At 52.4% G+C, this 19,362-nt stretch carries 25 protein-coding genes; all 25 read right to left on the bottom strand.

Annotated features, from left to right (window positions below):
• Positions 1 to 10: 10 nt before the first annotated feature.
• Positions 11 to 1,186, bottom strand: a complete 1,176-nt coding sequence (locus tag ACR9EC_RS00980; protein ID WP_435299665.1) for an EscU/YscU/HrcU family type III secretion system export apparatus switch protein — start codon at positions 1,184 to 1,186, stop codon at positions 11 to 13.
• Entirely contained in the window at positions 1,183 to 1,944 is a 762-nt protein-coding gene (locus ACR9EC_RS00975; protein WP_435299664.1) for a flagellar biosynthetic protein FliR, read from the bottom strand. The genes ACR9EC_RS00980 and ACR9EC_RS00975 overlap by 4 nt, the downstream gene beginning before the upstream one ends.
• Before the next feature lie 2 nt (positions 1,945 to 1,946).
• Complete coding sequence (gene fliQ, locus ACR9EC_RS00970) at positions 1,947 to 2,219, bottom strand: flagellar biosynthesis protein FliQ (RefSeq protein WP_435299663.1); 273 nt, start codon at positions 2,217 to 2,219, stop codon at positions 1,947 to 1,949.
• Positions 2,220 to 2,221: 2 nt separating this feature from the next.
• A complete protein-coding gene (gene fliP / locus ACR9EC_RS00965; RefSeq protein ID WP_435299662.1) occupies positions 2,222 to 3,049 on the bottom strand; it encodes a flagellar type III secretion system pore protein FliP in 828 nt (275 codons plus the stop codon).
• A 134-nt stretch (positions 3,050 to 3,183) separates the two neighbouring features.
• Positions 3,184 to 3,756, bottom strand: a complete 573-nt coding sequence (locus tag ACR9EC_RS00960; RefSeq protein ID WP_435299661.1) for a flagellar biosynthetic protein FliO — start codon at positions 3,754 to 3,756, stop codon at positions 3,184 to 3,186.
• 3 nt (positions 3,757 to 3,759) lie between these two features.
• Positions 3,760 to 4,605, bottom strand: coding sequence for a flagellar motor switch protein FliN (gene fliN, locus ACR9EC_RS00955; RefSeq protein ID WP_435299660.1), 846 nt, complete (start codon positions 4,603 to 4,605; stop codon positions 3,760 to 3,762).
• On the bottom strand, positions 4,602 to 5,537 hold the full coding sequence (locus ACR9EC_RS00950) for a flagellar motor switch protein FliM (RefSeq protein WP_435299659.1): 936 nt from the start codon (positions 5,535 to 5,537) through the stop codon (positions 4,602 to 4,604). The genes fliN and ACR9EC_RS00950 overlap by 4 nt, the downstream gene beginning before the upstream one ends.
• Before the next feature lie 123 nt (positions 5,538 to 5,660).
• Positions 5,661 to 6,176 carry a flagellar basal body-associated FliL family protein gene (locus ACR9EC_RS00945; RefSeq protein ID WP_435299658.1) on the bottom strand — a complete coding sequence of 172 codons (516 nt, stop codon included), beginning with the start codon at positions 6,174 to 6,176 and terminating at the stop codon, positions 5,661 to 5,663.
• Between the two features lie 35 nt (positions 6,177 to 6,211).
• Positions 6,212 to 7,111 (bottom strand): flagellar motor protein MotB, encoded by a 900-nt coding sequence (locus tag ACR9EC_RS00940; protein WP_435299657.1) that lies wholly within the window; start codon positions 7,109 to 7,111, stop codon positions 6,212 to 6,214.
• A complete protein-coding gene (locus tag ACR9EC_RS00935; protein WP_435299656.1) occupies positions 7,108 to 7,893 on the bottom strand; it encodes a motility protein A in 786 nt (261 codons plus the stop codon). The genes ACR9EC_RS00940 and ACR9EC_RS00935 overlap by 4 nt, the downstream gene beginning before the upstream one ends.
• A 2-nt stretch (positions 7,894 to 7,895) precedes the next feature.
• The gene (locus tag ACR9EC_RS00930) at positions 7,896 to 8,159 is read right to left on the bottom strand and encodes a flagellar FlbD family protein (RefSeq protein ID WP_435299655.1); all 264 of its coding nucleotides are present in this window, start codon (positions 8,157 to 8,159) and stop codon (positions 7,896 to 7,898) included.
• A 154-nt stretch (positions 8,160 to 8,313) separates the two neighbouring features.
• Positions 8,314 to 9,510, bottom strand: coding sequence for a flagellar hook protein FlgE (locus ACR9EC_RS00925; RefSeq protein ID WP_435299654.1), 1,197 nt, complete (start codon positions 9,508 to 9,510; stop codon positions 8,314 to 8,316).
• 37 nt (positions 9,511 to 9,547) lie between these two features.
• A complete protein-coding gene (locus ACR9EC_RS00920; protein ID WP_435299653.1) occupies positions 9,548 to 9,970 on the bottom strand; it encodes a flagellar hook assembly protein FlgD in 423 nt (140 codons plus the stop codon).
• A 12-nt stretch (positions 9,971 to 9,982) separates the two neighbouring features.
• Positions 9,983 to 11,350, bottom strand: coding sequence for a flagellar hook-length control protein FliK (locus ACR9EC_RS00915; protein ID WP_435299652.1), 1,368 nt, complete (start codon positions 11,348 to 11,350; stop codon positions 9,983 to 9,985).
• 8 nt (positions 11,351 to 11,358) lie between these two features.
• Entirely contained in the window at positions 11,359 to 12,114 is a 756-nt protein-coding gene (locus tag ACR9EC_RS00910; RefSeq protein ID WP_435299651.1) for a C40 family peptidase, read from the bottom strand.
• The gene (locus tag ACR9EC_RS00905) at positions 12,104 to 12,541 is read right to left on the bottom strand and encodes a flagellar export protein FliJ (protein WP_435299650.1); all 438 of its coding nucleotides are present in this window, start codon (positions 12,539 to 12,541) and stop codon (positions 12,104 to 12,106) included. Before ACR9EC_RS00905 ends, ACR9EC_RS00910 begins: the two co-directional genes overlap by 11 nt.
• Before the next feature lie 7 nt (positions 12,542 to 12,548).
• Positions 12,549 to 13,910, bottom strand: coding sequence for a FliI/YscN family ATPase (locus ACR9EC_RS00900; RefSeq protein ID WP_435299649.1), 1,362 nt, complete (start codon positions 13,908 to 13,910; stop codon positions 12,549 to 12,551).
• On the bottom strand, positions 13,907 to 14,608 hold the full coding sequence (locus tag ACR9EC_RS00895) for a FliH/SctL family protein (RefSeq protein WP_435299648.1): 702 nt from the start codon (positions 14,606 to 14,608) through the stop codon (positions 13,907 to 13,909). Before ACR9EC_RS00895 ends, ACR9EC_RS00900 begins: the two co-directional genes overlap by 4 nt.
• Positions 14,592 to 15,611, bottom strand: coding sequence for a flagellar motor switch protein FliG (gene fliG / locus ACR9EC_RS00890; RefSeq protein WP_435299647.1), 1,020 nt, complete (start codon positions 15,609 to 15,611; stop codon positions 14,592 to 14,594). Before fliG ends, ACR9EC_RS00895 begins: the two co-directional genes overlap by 17 nt.
• A complete protein-coding gene (gene fliF, locus ACR9EC_RS00885) occupies positions 15,608 to 17,206 on the bottom strand; it encodes a flagellar basal-body MS-ring/collar protein FliF (RefSeq protein WP_435299646.1) in 1,599 nt (532 codons plus the stop codon). Before fliF ends, fliG begins: the two co-directional genes overlap by 4 nt.
• Entirely contained in the window at positions 17,206 to 17,589 is a 384-nt protein-coding gene (gene fliE, locus ACR9EC_RS00880) for a flagellar hook-basal body complex protein FliE (protein WP_435299645.1), read from the bottom strand. Before fliE ends, fliF begins: the two co-directional genes overlap by 1 nt.
• Entirely contained in the window at positions 17,589 to 17,990 is a 402-nt protein-coding gene (flgC, locus tag ACR9EC_RS00875) for a flagellar basal body rod protein FlgC (RefSeq protein WP_435299644.1), read from the bottom strand. The genes fliE and flgC overlap by 1 nt, the downstream gene beginning before the upstream one ends.
• Positions 17,990 to 18,331, bottom strand: coding sequence for a flagellar basal body rod protein FlgB (locus tag ACR9EC_RS00870; RefSeq protein ID WP_435299643.1), 342 nt, complete (start codon positions 18,329 to 18,331; stop codon positions 17,990 to 17,992). Before ACR9EC_RS00870 ends, flgC begins: the two co-directional genes overlap by 1 nt.
• Before the next feature lie 180 nt (positions 18,332 to 18,511).
• Positions 18,512 to 18,865, bottom strand: coding sequence for a hypothetical protein (locus ACR9EC_RS00865; protein ID WP_435299642.1), 354 nt, complete (start codon positions 18,863 to 18,865; stop codon positions 18,512 to 18,514).
• A gap of 10 nt (positions 18,866 to 18,875) precedes the next feature.
• On the bottom strand, positions 18,876 to 19,346 hold the full coding sequence (fliS, locus tag ACR9EC_RS00860) for a flagellar export chaperone FliS (protein WP_435299641.1): 471 nt from the start codon (positions 19,344 to 19,346) through the stop codon (positions 18,876 to 18,878).
• Positions 19,347 to 19,362: the final 16 nt, after the last annotated feature.

Below are 19,362 nucleotides of genomic sequence, written 5' to 3'. Positions count from 1 at the left end.
CTGTGTTCCCTCAAGGTGTCGTGTCGCGGGATGGTGCGGTCGTTGTGTCTGGGTCGGTGTCGTCGTCCACTGTGTACATGTCGTCTGGCACGTCTGTTGCGGTTGCCATGGTGTGTACGGAGGTCATTGCTGAGCCGTGACGTTTCAGTGTCATGACGAAGGCGAGGACTTGTGCCACTGCGGTGAAGAGTGCTTCTGGTACTTCGTGTCCGATGTCGCAGGCTCCGTGTAGGGCTCGTGCGAGTGGAATGTCTTGAACTATTGGGACTGAGTGCTGTATGGCTTGTTCTTTTATTTTGTGGGCGATCAGTCCGCTACCTTTTGCGACGAGTCGTGGTGCGCCTTCGCCGGGCACGTATTTGAGTGCGACTGCGACGTGTGTTGGGTTGACGAGGACGACGTCTGCGTCGCTCACGTTGGAGATCATGCGGTTGCGGCTCATTGCGAGTTGTCGTGACCGGATGTGGCCTTTGAGTAGCGGGTCGCCTTCTGTGTTTTTGTTTTCGTCGCGGACTTCTTTTTTGGTCATGCGTGTTTTTTTGCGGTTGCGTTTCATGACGACGAGTATGTCGATTGCGGCGAGGACAATTCCTGCTGCGATAGCAGTCCACAGCATGCGGTTTATGCCGTATTTTGCTGCTTCGATGAGGTTGCCCAAGCTGAGCCCTCCGGCGCCGAGCAGGAGCGGTGTCATGTGTTGGACGACGGTGTAGAGCACTACCCCAATGACGATTGTTTTGAGTAGCGCTTTCGCACCGTTCCACAACGCCATCATGGAGAACATGTTTTTGAGGCCTTTAAGCAGGTTGAACTGCTTAAATTTTGGTTTGAGGCGGGCTGTTGAGAACGTGAGCCCTCCGACTGCAACGTTCGCGAGAATCGCAACGATAAACACGGCGATCAGTAGTGGCAGCAGCACGATAATCGGGGCTCTCATTGCCGTGTTGAACAGTTCGAGAGCGCTTTCAGGTTCTGGGTTTTTGACCACATGGGTGATGCCTGCGATTTGTTCATGTAACGCATCTGTGGCACGGCTGAACGTGAAAGGGATCAGGGCGACGCATATGCCGATTCCAGCCCATGCACCTAAGTCTTGGGATTTTTGCAGCGACCCTTCTTTACGGACTTCTTTCATCCGTTTTGGGGTCGCTTTTTCGGTCCGTTCTTCAGCGGGCTCTGAACTCATGTCACCACCCCAAAAATCGCACGCATGCCGTCTTTCAGCAGGGTTTCGGTGGCGTTAGGCAACGTCAAATACGTTAATGAGCCGAGGGCAAGTGTGAGGTAAATTTTGAGCGGGAAACCCATCGCGAAAGCGTTCAAGGCTGGGGCTACACGTGTCAGTAAACCTAATCCCACGTCAGCGAGTAACAACACGATCAACAGTGGACCGGCGATTTGCACTGCGGCAACAAACATTTGCCCAAACTGTTCTGTCGCAGTACTTCCCAACGATGCGACGGGCACACCTGACCCTAACGGGATGGCGTGGAAGGTTTTCATCAGTCCAGACAAGATGATTAGGTGCCCGTTCGAGGCAAACAACAACACCAGCGTCGTCATCTGGAAGAGCCTGCCCATTGGAGTGTTTTGCGTAAAGTTCATGGGATCAAAGCTCGCGGCCATCGCGAACCCACCCATTTGGTCAAGTAGCGACCCTGCAGTTGAAACTGCCTGAAATACGAGGTACACCAAAAAACCCAAAGCAAATCCGACGAACGCTTCGAGGATGATCGCTAAAACGTACGGTCCTGTATCAAAGGAGCGAACCTCAATCATGCTTCCCGAATAGATCGCTAACGCCACCCCTAAAGCAATCATCATGCGCACGGTGCCCGGAAAAGCACGGTAAGAAAACGGCGGCGCAACAATCATGAAGGCGATAAGTCGTACAGACACCAACATGAGGGTTTGAATTGCGGGAAGAGAAAGGGCAAGCGTCATAGCTATCCCTCAATAAGTTCGGGAAGCTTCTCAAAAAGCATGTGCACGAACGCCACGGATTCGCTGATCATCCAATGCCCTGCCAAGAACAGCACGATAGCAACCGCGATTGCTTTGGGCACAAAGCTCAGCGTTACTTCTTGGATTTGCGTAATTGATTGCAGCAGCGAAATTGTGAAACCAACAACCAGCGCGGTCAACAAAAGCGGCGCAGCTAACTTTGCGGCCAAGAGCAATGCTTGTAACCCAAGTTCTAAAACGAATGAGGTATCCATGGTTAGGTGTAACTCCCCACAAGTGAAGTAACGATGAGCGACCAACCATCAACCAAAACAAACAACAAAATCTTGAATGGCAGCGAGATCATCACTGGTGGAAGCATCATCATTCCCATGGACATCAACGCCGCAGAAACAACCAAGTCGATAATGAGGAACGGCAAGAAGATAACGAACCCGATAATGAATGCTGCCCGAATCTCAGAGAGCAAAAACGCTGGAATCAATGTCAGCATTCCGACGTCTTCTGGGGTCGCCGGGTTTTCTGCGCCGGCAGCACGCAACAGCAACGCAATGTCTGATTCTCGAGTTTGGCCAAGCATGAACGTACGTAACGGTTCGCGCCCCACTTCAACGGCGGCAGAAAAGTCGACGTCACCGGCAAGATACGGCTGAATCGCAACATCATTTATTTCGGTGAGGACAGGCCCCATAATGAAGATCGTCAAAATGAGTGCGATACCGGCAAGTACCTGGTTCGGTGGGACACCCTGCAACCCGAGAGCATTACGCGTCATCGACAAGACGATAAGAATTTTTGTAAAACTCGTCATCATCAAAAGCAACGACGGTGCGACCGACAAAAACGTGATCGCAATAAGAACAGTCAACGAAGCTGATGGTTTACCTTCACCATCAATAGTGATGTTGACGAGGTCTTCACTGGGAGTAACAGGTTCCACCGGGTCGATTGGCACTGCTCCAGCAGGAGCGGCAAAGAACATGACAAACCCAATAAACACGACTGTGATGGCTGTGATAAGCCATGTGTGTCGTTTCGCCGGGTGAGGCGTTGTGGCCGCTAAAGGTGCCGGTTGTGCAAGCATGCTAGAAAACCGCCGAGGTGTAAGACGTGTCATCGGTTGTGTCCGCAATACAAGCGACCTTCGTGGCTGCCTTGGCTTACGCCAGTATTTTGGTGCGGTCAGGTCCATCTGGCCGCGTGTGATGTGACGTGTGGTTAGTTATCTGTGCGCGCCTTAGTCAGGTGCGTAAAAATATCGTCGAAATTTAAGGTTTCAGTAACTGCATCATCAGTAACAGCATCAACGGACGTTTCCGGCGTTGATTCGGGTACGGTCGTTGTCTCACTGTTGAGGTGTGGTTGAGGTTCCTCCTCCACATCAACGTCGTTCTGCTCAGTGAGGGTGTCCTGCGGCTGCTCATACTGGGTTAAAAGCGTCATACCTGCGTCGCTCACCCCAACTATGAGCCGTCGTCCGTCTACGTCAATAACCGAAATAGCCGAACGCCCAAATAGTTGCTGTCGTGCCGCAACCGTAAGAACCGGCTCCACAGGTTTGGGGCGAGCCCCACCACGAAACAGTTGCCCGTTCCAGATGCTTTTCTTTTGCTGTGGCAAGGGCTGTTGGCGTCGAACCCCAGTCGTGCGAGTTTTCGCTCCCTGAGATCGATCTAGACGCTGCAAGAAATCTGCGACTCGTCCGCCACCGCTTGCAGCTTTACCCAGCCACAAAATCAGGCCCACGATAATAATGAGGGCGCAGATCGCACGAATAATAGGTTCGATCATGGCCTACAGCATTCCTTCAGGGTCCATGATCTCGGTGATACGCAACCCATAGTCTTCGTCCACAACCACAACTTCACCGCGTGCAACAAGGTGTCCGTTCACCATCAGATCGGCCGGGCTACCAGCAATACGGTCGAGTTCGACGATAGTGCCTGGGGAAAGCTCAAGGATTTGCTTCACCGGCATTTTCGCGCGACCAATTTCTGCGGAAAGCGTCATCTCGACGTCGTACAACATCCGCATCGCATCAACACCTGGAGCTTTCTTTCCGCTTGGTTTAGTAGACGATGCAGCAGTTGAACTAGGAAACGCTGCAGCAGTAACGGCTTGTTCTGTAGCAGCTGGGGTGTGTGTAGACATGTTTTCGGTTTCGTCGCTAGAACCGTCCGTGTTGTCGGATGCTGCTACGAACTTCTCGTCAAACATGGTTGCCACCTCTTGGAAATTGATTGCAAACCAGCCACGTGTTTCGTTTCCGGCTTGCAATAGGAATGTCATGGTCGATGGGTGCACAAAGTCTTGTGGGCTCAAAGACGTTGCGCGGGTAATGCCTTCCCCGATTCGGTGTGCAGCCGTTTCAAGGATTGTGTAAAGCGCTTGATTATGGTTTGTTAAAACCCCTGCCTGAACAAGCGGTTCTAACAAGGACGGTTCAACAGCCAAAAACACCGATGCGTTCGTAGAACCGGTACGTTGCGCACTCGCATGCTCCACAGTTAACGCGCCAGCAACTTCAGCGACTTGCTCAGCCGACGTGAACGTCGCAATAAGTGGAACATCACTGGGCAACGCCTCTGCTACTGCCCTAGCAATTGCCTGCATATCTGCCATAGTCATGGTGTCGTTCACGATGTGCCCCCTAGCTCGTTAGAGACGATCCGGCAGGCAAGCGTCGTACCTGACGTGCCAGGTACCGCAGAAGCGACAAGAAGATGATCTGCCATAACCTCAAGTGGTTTCGTTACAGGGTGGTTCAATCGGATAACCTGCCCCACCTCTAACGTGGCAACATCGCGAGGATTAACTGTTAGTGACTTAAACTTCACGGTGACGTCCATAGGAACATTCCCCATAGCGCGTTTGAGTCGTTCTTGAGCAACCTGTGCTTCCAACTCGTCACTTGCAGAACGAGCCTCAACCCCTTCGCCATGTCGCAGCGGAGTAATAAGAGTGTCAGCTGGCACCATCATCGTCGCCACAGACGTACCTTCAGCAACTGTCATCGTGAAATGAGCGACCAGTACAGCTTCCTTCGCAGGAACAGCCTGAACAAACTGCGGACTGTACTGAATGGAACGAATAGTCGGTGACATTTCGTGCACTGAAGCAAACGCATACTTCAGGTCTGTCATCGTGTTTCCCAGCAACCCTGTCACTAGGTTCGTTTCAATTTCTGTTAATTCGCGTTCAGCCCCATCAAGTTCAATTCCAGGACCGCCAAGCATGTAATCAATCCACAACATTGCCGTCTTACTCGACACCTGCAATATTGTGCTTGGCCGCGATTCATCCAAACTCACCAAAGCCATAATCGTGTGAGGATCAAGGCCGTTAATATATTCGTCGTACGTTGTCAGTTCGACTTTGTCCAACACGATCGTTGACATAACCCGCAAGCGTGACGTCAACTGCATTGACCACTGTCGGGCGTACGTTTCAAAAGACATCTCTAAAACACGTGAATGTTCACGCGCGAGTGTCATGGGTCGCCGGAAGTCATAGGGCTCCGGCTGACTATTGTTCTTCGTCGCGCCCCCACGGAACGTTGTCTTACTGCTCACGTCTACTTCATCGGCCCATTTAAAGAAACCATAAGCACTTTGGCAGAAAAATCCCATGCCGATGAGATCGCACGTATAAACGTACGATCTCAAAGGACATTATGAAGAGAAGGAAACGGTCACCTACTGTGCGACATAGTCGGTGAGGTACACGTCCATAATTTCGCCATGGAATATGTCTTCTAATTGAGCAGCCAACTGCATTTTGAGTGCTTCACGCTTGGTAGCGTCTAAAACATCCTCATATGTTTGCCCTGAATACAATGCGATTGCGGTATCTAAAATTTTGGAATCATCAATGTGTTTGACTTGATCCGTCAATTGCACGGCGAAACCCAAACGCAAGTAATGGCCATCTGCAAGGTTCAAATTGATGGACTCAACAACGTGCACTTCACCTGCAACCGGTTCTGGTTCTTCCTTCGGTCCTGCACTTGCTGGACGAAGCACAAACCAATACACCGCACCGCCAATAAGCAGTACAACAAGTAAGGCAGTCAAAATGATGGCGGCAACATTCTTTTTCTTTTTTTCCTGCGGTTCAGGCTCCGCTGGGGCATTACTGCGCTGTTTGTCAGCAATATTTCGAGGCTGCGCTGCAGGTCGGTTTCCTGAGACAACGCGCTGTTCAATAGGCATAGCTTTTCTCCTTAGTCACGTTTCCCGCTAGCGTCTTACCCATGAGAAGCCTGCGACGAAAGGTCTTCCATAACCTGCGGTATAAGTTCACGAATACGTTCCGGCTGGCTGGATAACACCACAATGTCTACGCGGCGGTTTGCAACCAAACCTTCTTCTGTTTTATTTGATTTCAACGGACGCGCGTCTCCAAAGCCTGTTGCGGCCAGACGCTGCGGATCGATTTTCCCGTTTGAAGCGAAACGTCGAAGCACTTGAACGGCACGGTCAGCTGACAGTTCCCAGTTGCTTGCGTAGGCAGTGCTCGGAACAGTGTTTGCGTGTCCTTCAATAGCGATCTGATTTGGCAACTTACGTAATGCTGGCGCAAGAGTGTCAATGACTTTACGTGAGGTGTCTGTCAGTCGGGCGGTATCTGCAACGAAAAAGAGTTCGTCAGACACTAAACCGATCACTAGTCCGCGCTCATCAATACGATATTTCACGGTTCCATCTACGCCCTTTTCGGCAAGATGGGTTTCTAATCGTTCTGCTAACGCCTGTAAATCCTGGTACTCCTGCACGGCAGCTTCATAATCTTTTTTGTCCACTGACGTTGCTAAAGAATCTTGGGCGCCGGTGTTGTCGTTCCGCAGTGCAGTCGCTAGTTCTTCATTCACGTCAGGACTGATTTTAGGAACAATAGCGGTGTTGTTTTCCAAAATTGATGAACCCGTGTTCATCACCGCTTGCGAACTGCCACCAAAACCTTCAGCCAAAGAAGCTGCTAACTGCTCATATTTTGCTTGGTCAACCTGCGACATGGCATACAAAACGATAAACAAGCCCACCAACACTGTCAGCATGTCCGCATAGCTCACCAGCCAGCGTTCGCCATCGCCGTGTTCTTCTACGGGGGCGGCCTTTTTTGATCGCTTGCGGTTGTGTCCACTCATGCCGCTTCCTTCATCGCTTTGCTGGAACTGCGACGTGAGGTTTCAGGAATAAGGCTTCGTAGCCTCTCCCCTACCATGCGCGGGTTAGCACCAGACTGCACGGCAAGCAGACCTTCTAAAACGATTTCCATTTCTTCGCATTCAAGATTGGAAAGTCTCTTGAGTCGGTTAGCTAGAGGGAACCACATGACGTTCGCCGAAGCGATACCCCACAGGGTTGCCACGAATGCTGCGGCAATCATGTGACCAAGTTCTGACGGTTCAGCCAGGTTTTCTAGAACGTGCACAAGGGAAACCACGGTTCCCACAATTCCGATTGTGGGAGCGTATCCACCCATGTCTTCAAAGAACTTGTAGGCAACGCGATCTTCAATACGTTTTGTCGCGATCTGATCTTCTAATACGTCGCGCAGTTCGTCAGGGTCAGTACCGTCAATTGCGGCTCGTAAACCATCACGCAAAAATTCGTTTTCAATGTTGCGGCTAGATTCTTCTAACGCAAGAAGACCATCTCTACGGGCTTGTTCAGCAAGAGAGACCAAAATATCAACGGATTCTTCAGCGCTTCGTGGTTTACGAACAAACGCGCCGGGCACTGCTTTAAAAGCGTTTATACAATCTCGCAGGGTTCCACCTGCCAAGGTCACACCAAATGATGCAACAAACACGAGGATCATAGGGGCTGGGATGATCACCGACATCGGTGTCGAGCCCTCAAGGAAAATCGCGACAATAATCGCGCCAACGGCGACTACTAAACCAATAATGCTCGCCGGATCCACGATTAGTTCTCTCCTGTGTCGTCGTGGACCAAGGAAAGGTGTCCAGCAGTATTGTCAGGCTCAGCACACACGGCTTGTTGTGCGCGAGCAATAATTTCTGCACGATGCACATCGATCAGCTCGATCACTTCGGGCATGGATTCCGAGACAATATATTTAGTGCCGTCAACGAGAGTCAGGATCGTGTCCGGTGCAGAATCGATACGCTGAATGAGATCCGGGTTGACAGCAAACTTCTCATGGTTGAGCTTGCTTACAACAATCATTTTCCATCCTTGGTTTCTATAACGGTCCATCCGTGAGCCGTACAGTCTTCCCATCGGCTAGAACATCAGTCGATTAAGGGAAAACCTGAGTAAACCTACGTAGAGCGGCGGCGCAACCTAAGCAGGTCACGCCGCCGCTACATGTGATTGCGTGTTATCGCTTGAGGTTCACGAGTTCTTGCAGGACTTCGTCAGAAGTCGTGATGATACGAGAGTTCGCTTGGAAACCACGCTGCGCAACAATCAGGTTGGTGAACTCTTGAGAGAGGTCAACATTCGACATTTCGAGCGCGCCACCAACAAGTGCACCACGGCCACCTTCACCAGCAATACCTACTTGTGGGTCTCCAGAGTTTGCTGATGCTGAGAACATCGATCCGCCTTGCTTTTCCAAACCGGAAGGGTTGTCAAAGTTTGCCAAAGCGATGCGGCCGATTTGCTCTTTCACACCGTTAGAGAAAGCACCCATAATTGTGCCGTCGTTTGAGATGGAGAAGGATTTGAGTGAACCGGCTTGCTGTCCGTCACGTTGAGCTGTGGCTAGCGTGTTCATTGCCGCATACCCGGTGACTTCAGTTAGGTCGATGTCGATACCGTTAACGTTGAACGTTCCACCAGAGGTGAGAGCACCGTTTGCATCAAATTCCATGGTGCTTGTTGTTGGGGCTCCAGAGTTTGGGTCAACAACAGAAACATCCCACTGTTGTACACCGCCACCGGCTGCAGTGGTCTTTGTGAACGTCAACGTGACGATTCGAGCGTTACCAAGGTTGTCGTACACTTCAACGTCACGGTTCAAAACTGTTCCGGCTTCTGCGTCTGCTGGCATGTTTCCGTCAAACCCCATTGTGGTGGTTTGGCGTGCTCCAGACAGTGTCGTCGTTGGCAGTTGCAGCGGTGAAATCACACCGTTTGTGTTCACCACACCGGTTTCTGCAGCCCATCCCATAACGAAGCTACCGTCTGCGGAGACGAGGTTTCCGTTAGCGTCAAAGTCAAATGCACCAGCACGGGTGTAGTACTGCTGTCCGTTGTTTTGCACGACGAAGAACCCATCACCGGAAATCATCATGTCCGTTGCTCGGCCCGTGGTTTGCCGTGCACCTGTGGTGAAGTTTGTGGTGATCGCTGATACTTGCACACCAAGGCCAACTTGAGCTGGGTTAGTACCACCAGTGCCTTGCGCTGGCGCACCGGTTGCTGTCAGCATTTGGCTCAACGTGTCGGTGAATTGGGTCTGTGATGACTTAAACCCGGTGGTGTTGACGTTAGCGATGTTGTTACCAGTAACGTCGAGCATGGTTTGGTGGGCACGCATACCCGAGATACCTGAAAAGAGTGAACGTAACATGTGTGTTTCCTTAATCCAGCAGGGATATGAGTAGCGATTAGTTAGCTGCAACCACAGAAGCGACTGCATCAAGTGGGATATGAGCCTCGTCAACGATGACGGTAGGTACGGCTCCGTCGTAGCGAACCGAGTTCACGGTTCCAGTCATGGTTTCACCGTCTGCGTTCACGTATGTGACTGTGCGACCGACAAGGTCTGCAGCCGTGTTACGCATAGACAGCGCAAAGTTCTCAGTGGTTGTTGTTGCCAGCGCGGTCAACTGCTCCATGGAGGCTAGTTGAGTAGTTTGCGCCATCATTTCGTTCGTGTTCATTGGCGAACTTGGGTCTTGATATTTCAGTTGGGCGACCAGCAAGTTTAAGAACGTTTCAGAATCGAGTTCTTTCTTTGGCGCAGCAGCGGCTTGCGAGTTGTTGGCATACAACCCTGATCCTGACACTGCTGAAACATCGACGCTCATATATGTGACTCCTTATGCGAGGACGTCGACGCTGCGCACGCCGGTCCGGTCTGTTGGGTGGGAAGCAGGCGCAACTTGTTCGGGCGCTCCTGCCGTTGGGGTGTTAGCACTGTGTGTGCCATTGCGGGAAGAGTTGTTGTGTCCGGTGAACCCAGGGTTTGAATCCTGTCGTGCAAAATCGCTGGTGGACGAGTTTGACGTGGTGTTGCTAACGCTGAGTTGAGTTGTCATGCCTTGGCTGTGCATGTCTCGTTTCAGGTCGGTGAGGATTGCGCGCAATGAATCACGGACTAGTTCTGTTGCGCCTATGAGTTCGACTCGTACGCTGTCGTGTGAAACGTGCGCACGAACTTGAACGGGGCCGAGGTTTTCTGGAGTGACTCGCACAGTAAAGGTGTGTTCACCTGCGCTTGCGTTGCGCAGTGCAGCTAAAGGCGCTTTGAGTTGTTGTGTGAGTGGCTCAAATGTTTGCGCGGGCGCAGATACTTGTACGCGCTCGCTGGGGGCCGCTGGTGTAACAGTTCGCTGTGTTGCTGCGTTTTCAAGTGCGTGTGGTCGCAGGTTTTCGGTGGTCGGTTGAGTTGCGGTTTCAGCCGATGCAGAACTTGTCGCGGCTACGGTGCGTGCTGTCTCTGTTTCAGCGGTCGCTTGTGTTCCTGCGGTGTGCTGCGGCAGTTGAACAGGTTGGGTGTGCGACGAAGAAACAGGTGCTGTAGGTGCTCCAACTCCCTGCGGGGAACCTGTTATCGGCTGGTTGCCAAGCGCGGTTGTCGTGCCTGTTGCTTCACCTGTTGTGGTTGTTTGGCCTTTTCCTTCAACTAGAGTCAGTGCGGCAGCAACGTGTGCCGGCGAACTGCTGAGAACCTGCCCACCCTGTGCTGTTGTTGCTTGCTGAGCTAACTGAGATGAAGGCACCGCTTCAGCGGCCACTTCCCCAGTGATAGGGAGAGCAACTGGTGCGTGTGGGGCAGTCCCAACGTTGTGTGCTGGAACTGCACCAACAGAAGCAGGCGACGCGGTTGCGCGGCCTGTTGCAGGCTGGCCGGCTTCGCTCATGAGCGTGTGTGCTGCTTCGTCCACAACAGGAAGGTTCGCAACACCAGGAAACACGACGTTCATCAGTGCTTCTTCGGTGTTGTCGCTGTCTGTCGTGCCCTCGTCGTGCAGGTCTGCGTTGAATTTTTCCTCAGCTGTTCCTGAGGTTTCTTCCCCGCTTCCCTGCGTTGTCTGTGTGGCAGGTTGTTCACTGCCGTCTGTGTGCTGAGTGGTGTGCGCGTCCAGAACAGCATCAAAAGTCACGCCACTAACAGGCTTGCCATGTTGTGGTCGTGAGGTGCTAGTGCTTCCGCTCATGGCGGGGGCGGGTGGCAAACTGTTCATGAGTGTGGTCATGCTCCACCGCCAAAGAGAGAGCTGCTCACGAGCGCCTCAAAAGCTGCGCGCTCATTCGCACTTAATGCTGGCGTTGCCTGCGCTGGTTGCGCCACTGGCTCGTTTGGCAGCACGCGGCGAATAGCTGTTGGGGTTTCAAACACGTCACGCAGTTGTACATTCATTCCTGGTTTAGGTGCGTCAACCATTTTTCCGTCACCCGCATAAATACCGATGTGTTTTCCATGGTCAAAAACAACAAGGTCACCGGGGCGTGCAGCTTCAAGATTTGCTACAGGTGTTCCCATCGTCATTTGTTGACGCGCGACCCGAGGCATATCAATGCCGTATTCTTTCAACACGTTTTTGACTAGTCCTGAACAGTCCACACCGTTGCGGGTGTTACCACCCCACGCGTATGGAACACCGATCCACGTTTTTGCTTTTTCGACGACAGCCTCACCCAATGAGGTACTTCCAGAAGCAGTTGGAGTGGTAGCTGTAGCTGACGATGTGCCAGCCGTCCCCAACATGTCACGTAGAGATTGAACGAATTGAGTTTCGGCAGTAGAAGACGCGCCTAAGTTATGTGTGGTGTTGCCGCCCAGCACGCTCGCCACAGAGTTCAATGCGGTTGCTGCGCTCGCGGATTGAGCAGTGGCAGAACCTGTAGTGTGTGCTGCCGCTGCTGTCGTAGCAGGTGCTCCTATACTCACGGCATCTATGGATTGGCGAATTTCTGAGATACGTGAAAGCGCAAGATCAAAGCTCATGTGAATCCTCCTTGTGCCTGTGGCGGGTAGTAGCGATTTCGTCTACAACGGCAGCTTCAGCGCGGTCTTCAGCGTGCTGTTGTTCAACAACGTGTTTTTCTTCAAGTTTTTCGAGGATCGCGACATCTTGATGCGCGGCCTTGTATTCTTCTGTGCGTTCTTCACGCTGCTGTGCAGCGGTTTGGGCCACTGCGATCGCTTCGCTCACCATGGAACGACCAGCAGTTTTTGACGCGATAAGGGTCTTCCACACGGCATGCGTATGATCGCCTTCTAAAGTGATCCCCAGCATTTCTTGCTCTGCTTTTAAAACCCGAGCCTGTGCTTGATCTGCACGACGGGCAGACACTGCAAGCGAGGCTGCTGCCTGATCTTCTTGCACGCGACGAATTCGCAGTAGCCGCTCTAACGGATATTTTTTAGCCATATCTGCGCTACCCTTCCGTTGTTCGTGCTTGTGCAGTGTGGTTTTCCAGTGCACGTACAAGGTGATGTAGTGCCGTCCACGCCTGCGTAAAATCGGCTGTTTCATGAACGGCTTGCGTCAGGAACTGCGAAATATGGGCGCCGAAGGCAAGCGCAGCGTCAGCGTCTGGGTTGCTTCCCGAAACATATGCCCCCACATCAATGAGGTCTTGCACCTGAGCTTGTGCCGCCATAAAGCGCCTTAATGCGGCAGCATCATTTTTTTGCTGTTCCGTTAAAACTTTGGAGGCAACACGCGAAATTGACCCGAGTGCGTCAATACTTGGGTAGTGTCCACGAATAGCAAGTTTGCGATCAAGGACAACGTGCCCATCCAAGATGGAGCGTGCCGCGTCTGCGATTGGTTCGTTGTGGTCGTCTCCGTCCACCAGCACCGTGTAGATTCCGGTAACTGAGCCGCGTTCTGCACTTCCAGCCTGTTCCAAAAGGTCAGCTAATACTGCAAACGTTGATGGTGGGTATCCTCGTGTTGCGGGAGGCTCCCCCACTGATAAACCAATTTCGCGTTGGGCCATTGCGACACGAGTAAGTGAATCCATCATCAGCACAACATCGTTGCCTTGATCGCGGTACTCGTGAGCAATTGCGGTAGCAACAAACGCAGATTTTGCTCGTACCAATGCTGGCTGGTCGGATGTTGCAACGACGACGACGGAACGAGCTAAACCTTCAGGGCCTAAGTCGTCTTCTAAAAATTCGCGTACTTCGCGTCCACGCTCACCAACAAGAGCAATCACGTTGATTGCTGCATCCGTGCCGCGAGCAACCATTGACAGCAGCGTAGATTTACCGACACCGGAACCCGCAAAAAGCCCAATACGCTGGCCTTTCCCAAGGGTGGTTAAGGTATCTAACGTTCGTACAGATGTTGCCAATGGCGTAGTGATTCGTTGACGTGACAGCGGGTGAGGAACCCCCGAACGCAGCGGAGTGTAAGTGACGTTGGTGAGGGGGCCTTTGTCGTCAATAGGTCGCCCTAAACCATCCAAAACCCTACCGAGCAGGCCAGGACCTGTTGGAATAAGAAGCGGGCCACCCGTGTGGTGCACATCTAAACCGGGTCGTAACCCCACGCTTGTTGTCAGTGGCATGCACCGTGCAACATCGCGGGTAACCGCAACAACTTCCATCACGTGCGCGTGATCCGTGTGATGCGGGGAATGCGACCGGCTGTGTGGAGTGACATGAAGAACATCCCCCACGCTGCAGGTTAGCCCAGAGATTTCCACACTCAGCCCAACTGCTTTGCGCAACCGGCCAACTCGTCGTGGTGCAGCAGCGTCATAAATTTTTTGCCAGGCAGTATTCATCCGTTGCCACCACCTGTGTGCGAGATTGAGGCGGCTGCAGCAATGTCTTCAATTGCGCGCGCTGCACGATCAAACGCTGTCTCCACTGTCGCGTCAACAAAACCATCTTGATAGTCAGCTTGCGCACTCCCCCGAGCCAACGAATCGTCGGCAACGATTTCAATATCGCCATCGACTTCGTCGAGATACTGCTCAATAGTTGACCAGTGTTCTCGCACCTCGGCAGCATCCTGCGGTGACATAGAAACTCGTATTGTTGACGCAGGTGGTGTCGTCTCTAACGCACGCCGTAACGCAGACAACGCACCCAACGAAACACCGTCAACGTCAGGGCTTGGCTCATTAATGTAGTCAGCCACAATGTAACGCGCCAACTCCAATGCCCGACGCATCAACTGGTGGTTGCATTCGTCAACAACAGGAAGCTCTCTGTTGTGTGCCGCTTGAGTTGCTGCCGCAAAAGCACGCAACGCAGATTCGAGTTGAGCATTGTGCCGCACAGATTCGTCGTGAGCCCGTGCCCGCAACTGCTCGTCCAGTTGAGTGTGATGCGCTGAGGCAGCACGAGCCCCAGCCGCATACCCCGCGCTGTATCCGAGGAGACGGGCACGTTCGTGTTCTTCTCGAGTACGTTCGTCCGAGATTACTTCGAGTGGTAGGGCAGAAAACGCTGCCACCGTGTCAGGAAATGTACTCATCTTCGCCCTCACGGCGGATCGTGATCTGACCAGACTCTTCAAGGCGGCGAATAACTTGAACAATGTCCGAGCGTGCTTCTTCAACCTGGGAAATACGAACCGGACCAAGCAAATCAATCTCTTCGGTCAGGTTCTCACGGGCGCGTTCTGACAAGTTACGCAGTACAGCGTTCTTTTCTGCTTCACCTGCACCCTTCAAAGCGAGGGCCAACGTAGCGGTTTCAACACCACGAAGAACAAGCTGCAATGCGCGGTCTTCCAACAGAATGATGTCGGCAAAGACAAACATGCGTGAGCGAACTTCATCAGCCAAGTCAGGGTCACGGTCGGTAAGACCCGTGAGAATGAGCTTTTCTGTGCCAGGGTCTGCGCGGTTAATGATTTCAACGAGTGGTTGCACACCACCAATTGCGGAGGTTTCACGTGGCGTAAGAACTGTTGTTGCTTTACGGTTCAACGATTCAGCGACGATAGCCACCACATCTGGTGCGGCGCGCTCCATCAACGCAATACGGTGCGCCACTTCTGCTTGTTGCTGTGGTTGCAAACCAGCCATGATCGCAGAAGCATGTTCGGGGCGAAGATGCGCCATAACGAGTGCCATCGTTTGAGGGTGTTCCCCGTTAAGAAGAGCCAACACTTGGCGGGCATCTGCTTGCTGCAAAAATTCGAATGGTTGGCCGGCCATAGAGGTGGCAAGCTTGTCCATCATTTCTTCGGCGCGATCAGCACCCAGTGAGGCTTCAAGGAGTTGTTGAGCGAAGCCACGGCCACCATTTGGCATGTATTTTGTTGCGCCGGTTGCAAGACCATGGAACTCTTCCATGACTTGGTCTGCCATGCCGCGGTCGACTCGTTCCATACGAACGATTTCAGCGGTGAGTTCTTCGATTTCGTTGTCTGCGAATTCGCCTAATACTCGGGCGGCTCGTTCGCGACCCAACTGCATCAACACAAGTGCGGCTTTTTGTGTACCACTTAAAGCAAGAGCTGTAACTGTCATGAGCCTTTAACCTCCATCAGTTCTCGGAGGTGGTTTGCGATTTGGGCTGGGTTTTCGTCAGCGAGTACACCCACGTCTTGACGTTTACGTTCGGTAACTTGTGCTGCTTGGTCTGCATCTGATGGCAGTTCAGGCAGTACCGGCATGTCAATTTCGTCGAGTAGCGCGGCTGGGTTGATCCGGTTTTCTTCACGGGTGAGCATGACTTCGCCGAGATCTAGTGGCTCAAGATCTTCAAATTGTTGGGCTTTACGCTTTCTGCGACGTAAGGCAACGACAACGATAATCGCAGCGATTAGTAAGGCGGCAGCGATTGCGGCGTCACGAATCAGGAGGCGTTGTGCTGCTGCGGCTTCTTGTTCTTCTGCTGCTTGTAATGCTTGCTGTGCTGCGTCAGCGGCAGATTTGTCGAAGGCCATACGGGTGACTGTGACGACGTCGCCACGTTCTTCGTCGATTCCTGCTGCGCTGGCAACCATGGCTTGTAGGTCTTGCATGTTGATGGCTGCAGCGGCGGCATCGTCAACGGCTACGGAGATTGACTGCTTTTTTACTGTGCCTGGTGCTGTGACGGTGTGTTCTGTAACTTTGTCGACCGCGTTGTTGCGTTCTGTGGTCGAGTTTGTGTAGTTGCCGCCGTTTTCACCGTTGGGGACTGCAATGTTGTCTGGCCCTAGTACGCCGGTGGCGTTGTTTCCTGTACCAACGTATTCTTCTGTGCTTTCACGCTCTGTTAGTGGTTGAGCGTCTTTGTTTGACGTGAATTTTTCGCTGGTGCGTTCTGTTGCGTCGTAGTCAAGCTCGGCAGTTACGGACACCACGGCCATCCCATTGCCGACGATGCGGTCAAGCATGCCTTGAATGTTTTTGCTTACGCGTGTTTCGTATTCTGCTGTTTCTTTTGACGATGCTGCGCTTTTTTCTGCGCCTTGCGCCGACAAGACTGCCCCTGAGGCGTCTACTACTGAAACGTCAGTTGATTTCATGCCAGGCACGGAGGATGCAACGAATTGGATCATTGCTTGTACTTGGTCGTCGCTGAATGCTGTGCCGCCTTTTGCTTTCACGAAAACGGAGGCGGTTGGGTCTGGGCTTTCAGAGACGAACACTGATTCTTCTGGAAGCGCGAGTTGCACGGTTGCGGTTTCTACGCCTGCCATCGACGACACGGTGGCTGATAGTTCGCCTTCTAGCGCACGCTTGTATGTCACGTTTTGTTGGAAGGTTGATGCGGTCAGCCCCATGTTGTCGAGCAGCGAATATCCTGACTCTGACACTGGAGTAAGGCCGGAGGAAGCAACCTTGAGGCGCTGGTCATAGACCTGATCTGCGGGCACCATGATTGTTGCGCCACCGTTTGTCAGCTCGTATGCAACACCGTTTGAGGTGAGTTGATCAACGATTGCGGAGGCGTCAGCAGGTGCAAGGTTTGTGTATAGCGCACGCATTTGAGGCTTTGACACCCAGCTTGTGACTGCGATTGCTGCGACGACAAGCAACGCGAGGCCAATCACTGCGATCGTGCGTTGCGCGACGCTAAATTCTCTGATTGCGGCGAGCAGTTTGCTGAACGCCGTGGTGATTTGCTGCGGCATTACGCTTGCATCCTCATGATTTCAGTGAAAGCGTCCACGGCTTTATTGCGGAGCGCTGCGGTAAGTTCAAGGGTTACTTTGGCTTCGGTTGCCGCGATTGTGTAGTCGTGGATGTCGTTGAGTTCTCCAGTGACGGCTTTGACTGCTAAGTCGCTGGATTTTCGTTGCAAGTTTTGAATGTTGTTTACTGCGCCGACGAGGCTGTCAGAGAACGCAGCACCGCTGGTTGCGGTAGCTGCGTTTTGGGTTGCGTTGAGGTATCCAGATGGAGATACTCCAGCTGTGCCGCGTGCTTGGGTGGCAAGGGAGTTCATGTAGGTAAGTGCGCTAGCGCCTGTTCCGGCGCCTACGCCGCCTATTCCTTCAATTCCTGGGATCGGCATTAGTTTTGTCCAATCTGGATTGCTTGCTCGTATGAGGAACGTGCTCGTTCTACGACTGCCGCGTTTGCTTGGTAGCCACGTTGCGCCATGATGAGCTGCGTCATCTGGGAGGACATATCAATCTCGGGGTATTTGACGTAGCCTTGCTCGTCGGCAAGCGGGTGGTCTGGCTCGTACACCATTCGGCCTTCTGTGCTGCCCAGTTCGATGCCGGCGACCTGTACGCCTTGGTTGTCTTCTGGTGTGCCGATTGTTGAGGCCACAACGTATCGTGCCGCGAATGCGTCTTCATTCGAGGGGCGCACGGTGTTGATGTTGGAGATGTTGTCGGAGACCGCATCGATCCATTTACGGTGTACGGTCATGCCTGTTGATGCGATGCCGATAGCGTCAAAAGTCATTATGAAGTCCTCATTGCGATACGAAGTGACGAGTAGGTTCCATCTACGGCCCGTAAAGCTACTTGGTAGCGCAGGGCGGTATCGATGTTGAGGAGGGTTTCGGCTTCCAAGTTAACGTTGTTGCCGTCGAGTCGTGTTGGTTCGAGTGACTGGTGACTTGTTGCTTGCACTGCCCCGTTGCCGCGTTGTACGTGGCGGCTTAGTTCGTCTTCGAATTTAATTCGTGTGGCGTGAAAGTTTGGGGTATTAATATTCGCAACGTTGTTTGCGATTGAACGCTGGCGTAATGCCAGCCCATCTAGTGCACTGTTGAGTGCAACATAGGTCACGGAATCGAACACTGACGTCCCCATGATGTCGTAGGCGACGGCCGATCCTTGGCCTTCAATACAGGCATTCCTTTGCCCCTGTATGTTTTATCGACACGAATATTCAGATCATGAGAAAAACTTGGGGACTTCTCACCATTATTTTTATTTTCGCGTGTGCTTCATTGCACGTCAGCCGCTATATCTAGCGCTTTAGCTTTCAAAATCAATAAATTGAGGGTCAGATTCTTTCACCCACTGGCGGGTAGCTAAAGAGTCCAACCGCCCCTCCAACGTTTTCATTGCACCGCGAATATGTACACCAACATCATTCATCCGTTGATGAAGTTCACGTGCAGCATCCAAGTCGTCGTCAGACAACGAATTCACATCGGCTTGTGTGGCCTCACTCTGCACAGATTCCACCATGACAGCGTCTGCTAACGACGCTAATTCATTCCACCGGTCATCATCTGTGGAATAAGTATGAGCCTGCGCGCACACATCTTCTAACCGATCAAGTATGACGTGTTGCGCGGCCACATATTCACGAAACGAATGTGCCACGTTCTCTTGATCAGCCAACGCCTAAATCTCCCAAACCAACACCACTGCCACCAGCAAAGGCAGGTGTCTTAGCTGGAACTGCCGGAACGCTTTCAGGTTCTGGAATTCCTGCAGCGCGTGTAGCAGCTTCAATCCACGTCTCTCGTAACTCTTCAAGCACCTCACGGCATTCACGCATCTCATCAGCGTGCTTAGACAGGTTGGCGGCTACAAGTGCTGAATACAAATGCAAATAAAGTGCCTGCAATTGTTTTGCACCGTCCCACACTGTCGTATCAAGGGAATTGGTGAGTTCAGTAACGATGTCCTGAGCATGAATCAAATGCTGTGATGCTTGCGTTGCATTTCCGTTTTCTGTTTCATGCTCGGCGCGACGCACATCGAGGATGGCGCGGTCGTACAACATGATGAGTAACTTTGCTGGGCTTGCACTCATCACTGCGTTTGTTAAGTATTCATCACGGCTGCTGGAGTAGTTCATGTTGTACGTGCTCCGT

The organism is Timonella sp. A28 (assembly GCF_051200815.1).
Classification (GTDB): Bacteria; Actinomycetota; Actinomycetes; order Actinomycetales; family Cellulomonadaceae; genus Timonella.
The sequence above is the reverse complement of the archived record's forward strand: the minus strand, read 5'-3'. Positions and strand labels throughout refer to the sequence as shown.

Coding starts and splice junctions, on each gene's coding strand:
- fliS (WP_435299641.1), bottom strand. CDS start 19,346: ATGAACTACTCCAGCAGCCGTGATGAATACTTAACAAACGCAGTGATG.
- fliF (WP_435299646.1), bottom strand. CDS start 17,206: ATGCCGCAGCAAATCACCACGGCGTTCAGCAAACTGCTCGCCGCAATC.
- ACR9EC_RS00980 (WP_435299665.1), bottom strand. CDS start 1,186: ATGAGTTCAGAGCCCGCTGAAGAACGGACCGAAAAAGCGACCCCAAAA.
- ACR9EC_RS00915 (WP_435299652.1), bottom strand. CDS start 11,350: ATGAACAGTTTGCCACCCGCCCCCGCCATGAGCGGAAGCACTAGCACC.
- ACR9EC_RS00895 (WP_435299648.1), bottom strand. CDS start 14,608: ATGAGTACATTTCCTGACACGGTGGCAGCGTTTTCTGCCCTACCACTC.
- ACR9EC_RS00975 (WP_435299664.1), bottom strand. CDS start 1,944: ATGACGCTTGCCCTTTCTCTTCCCGCAATTCAAACCCTCATGTTGGTG.
- ACR9EC_RS00930 (WP_435299655.1), bottom strand. CDS start 8,159: ATGATTGTTGTAAGCAAGCTCAACCATGAGAAGTTTGCTGTCAACCCG.
- flgC (WP_435299644.1), bottom strand. CDS start 17,990: ATGACTTTTGACGCTATCGGCATCGCATCAACAGGCATGACCGTACAC.
- ACR9EC_RS00960 (WP_435299661.1), bottom strand. CDS start 3,756: ATGATCGAACCTATTATTCGTGCGATCTGCGCCCTCATTATTATCGTG.
- fliP (WP_435299662.1), bottom strand. CDS start 3,049: ATGCTTGCACAACCGGCACCTTTAGCGGCCACAACGCCTCACCCGGCG.
- fliQ (WP_435299663.1), bottom strand. CDS start 2,219: ATGGATACCTCATTCGTTTTAGAACTTGGGTTACAAGCATTGCTCTTG.
- ACR9EC_RS00900 (WP_435299649.1), bottom strand. CDS start 13,910: ATGAATACTGCCTGGCAAAAAATTTATGACGCTGCTGCACCACGACGA.
- ACR9EC_RS00920 (WP_435299653.1), bottom strand. CDS start 9,970: ATGAGCGTCGATGTTTCAGCAGTGTCAGGATCAGGGTTGTATGCCAAC.
- ACR9EC_RS00910 (WP_435299651.1), bottom strand. CDS start 12,114: ATGAGCTTTGATCTTGCGCTTTCACGTATCTCAGAAATTCGCCAATCC.
- fliE (WP_435299645.1), bottom strand. CDS start 17,589: ATGCCGATCCCAGGAATTGAAGGAATAGGCGGCGTAGGCGCCGGAACA.
- ACR9EC_RS00925 (WP_435299654.1), bottom strand. CDS start 9,510: ATGTTACGTTCACTCTTTTCAGGTATCTCGGGTATGCGTGCCCACCAA.
- ACR9EC_RS00905 (WP_435299650.1), bottom strand. CDS start 12,541: ATGGCTAAAAAATATCCGTTAGAGCGGCTACTGCGAATTCGTCGCGTG.
- ACR9EC_RS00940 (WP_435299657.1), bottom strand. CDS start 7,111: ATGAGTGGACACAACCGCAAGCGATCAAAAAAGGCCGCCCCCGTAGAA.
- fliG (WP_435299647.1), bottom strand. CDS start 15,611: ATGACAGTTACAGCTCTTGCTTTAAGTGGTACACAAAAAGCCGCACTT.
- ACR9EC_RS00945 (WP_435299658.1), bottom strand. CDS start 6,176: ATGCCTATTGAACAGCGCGTTGTCTCAGGAAACCGACCTGCAGCGCAG.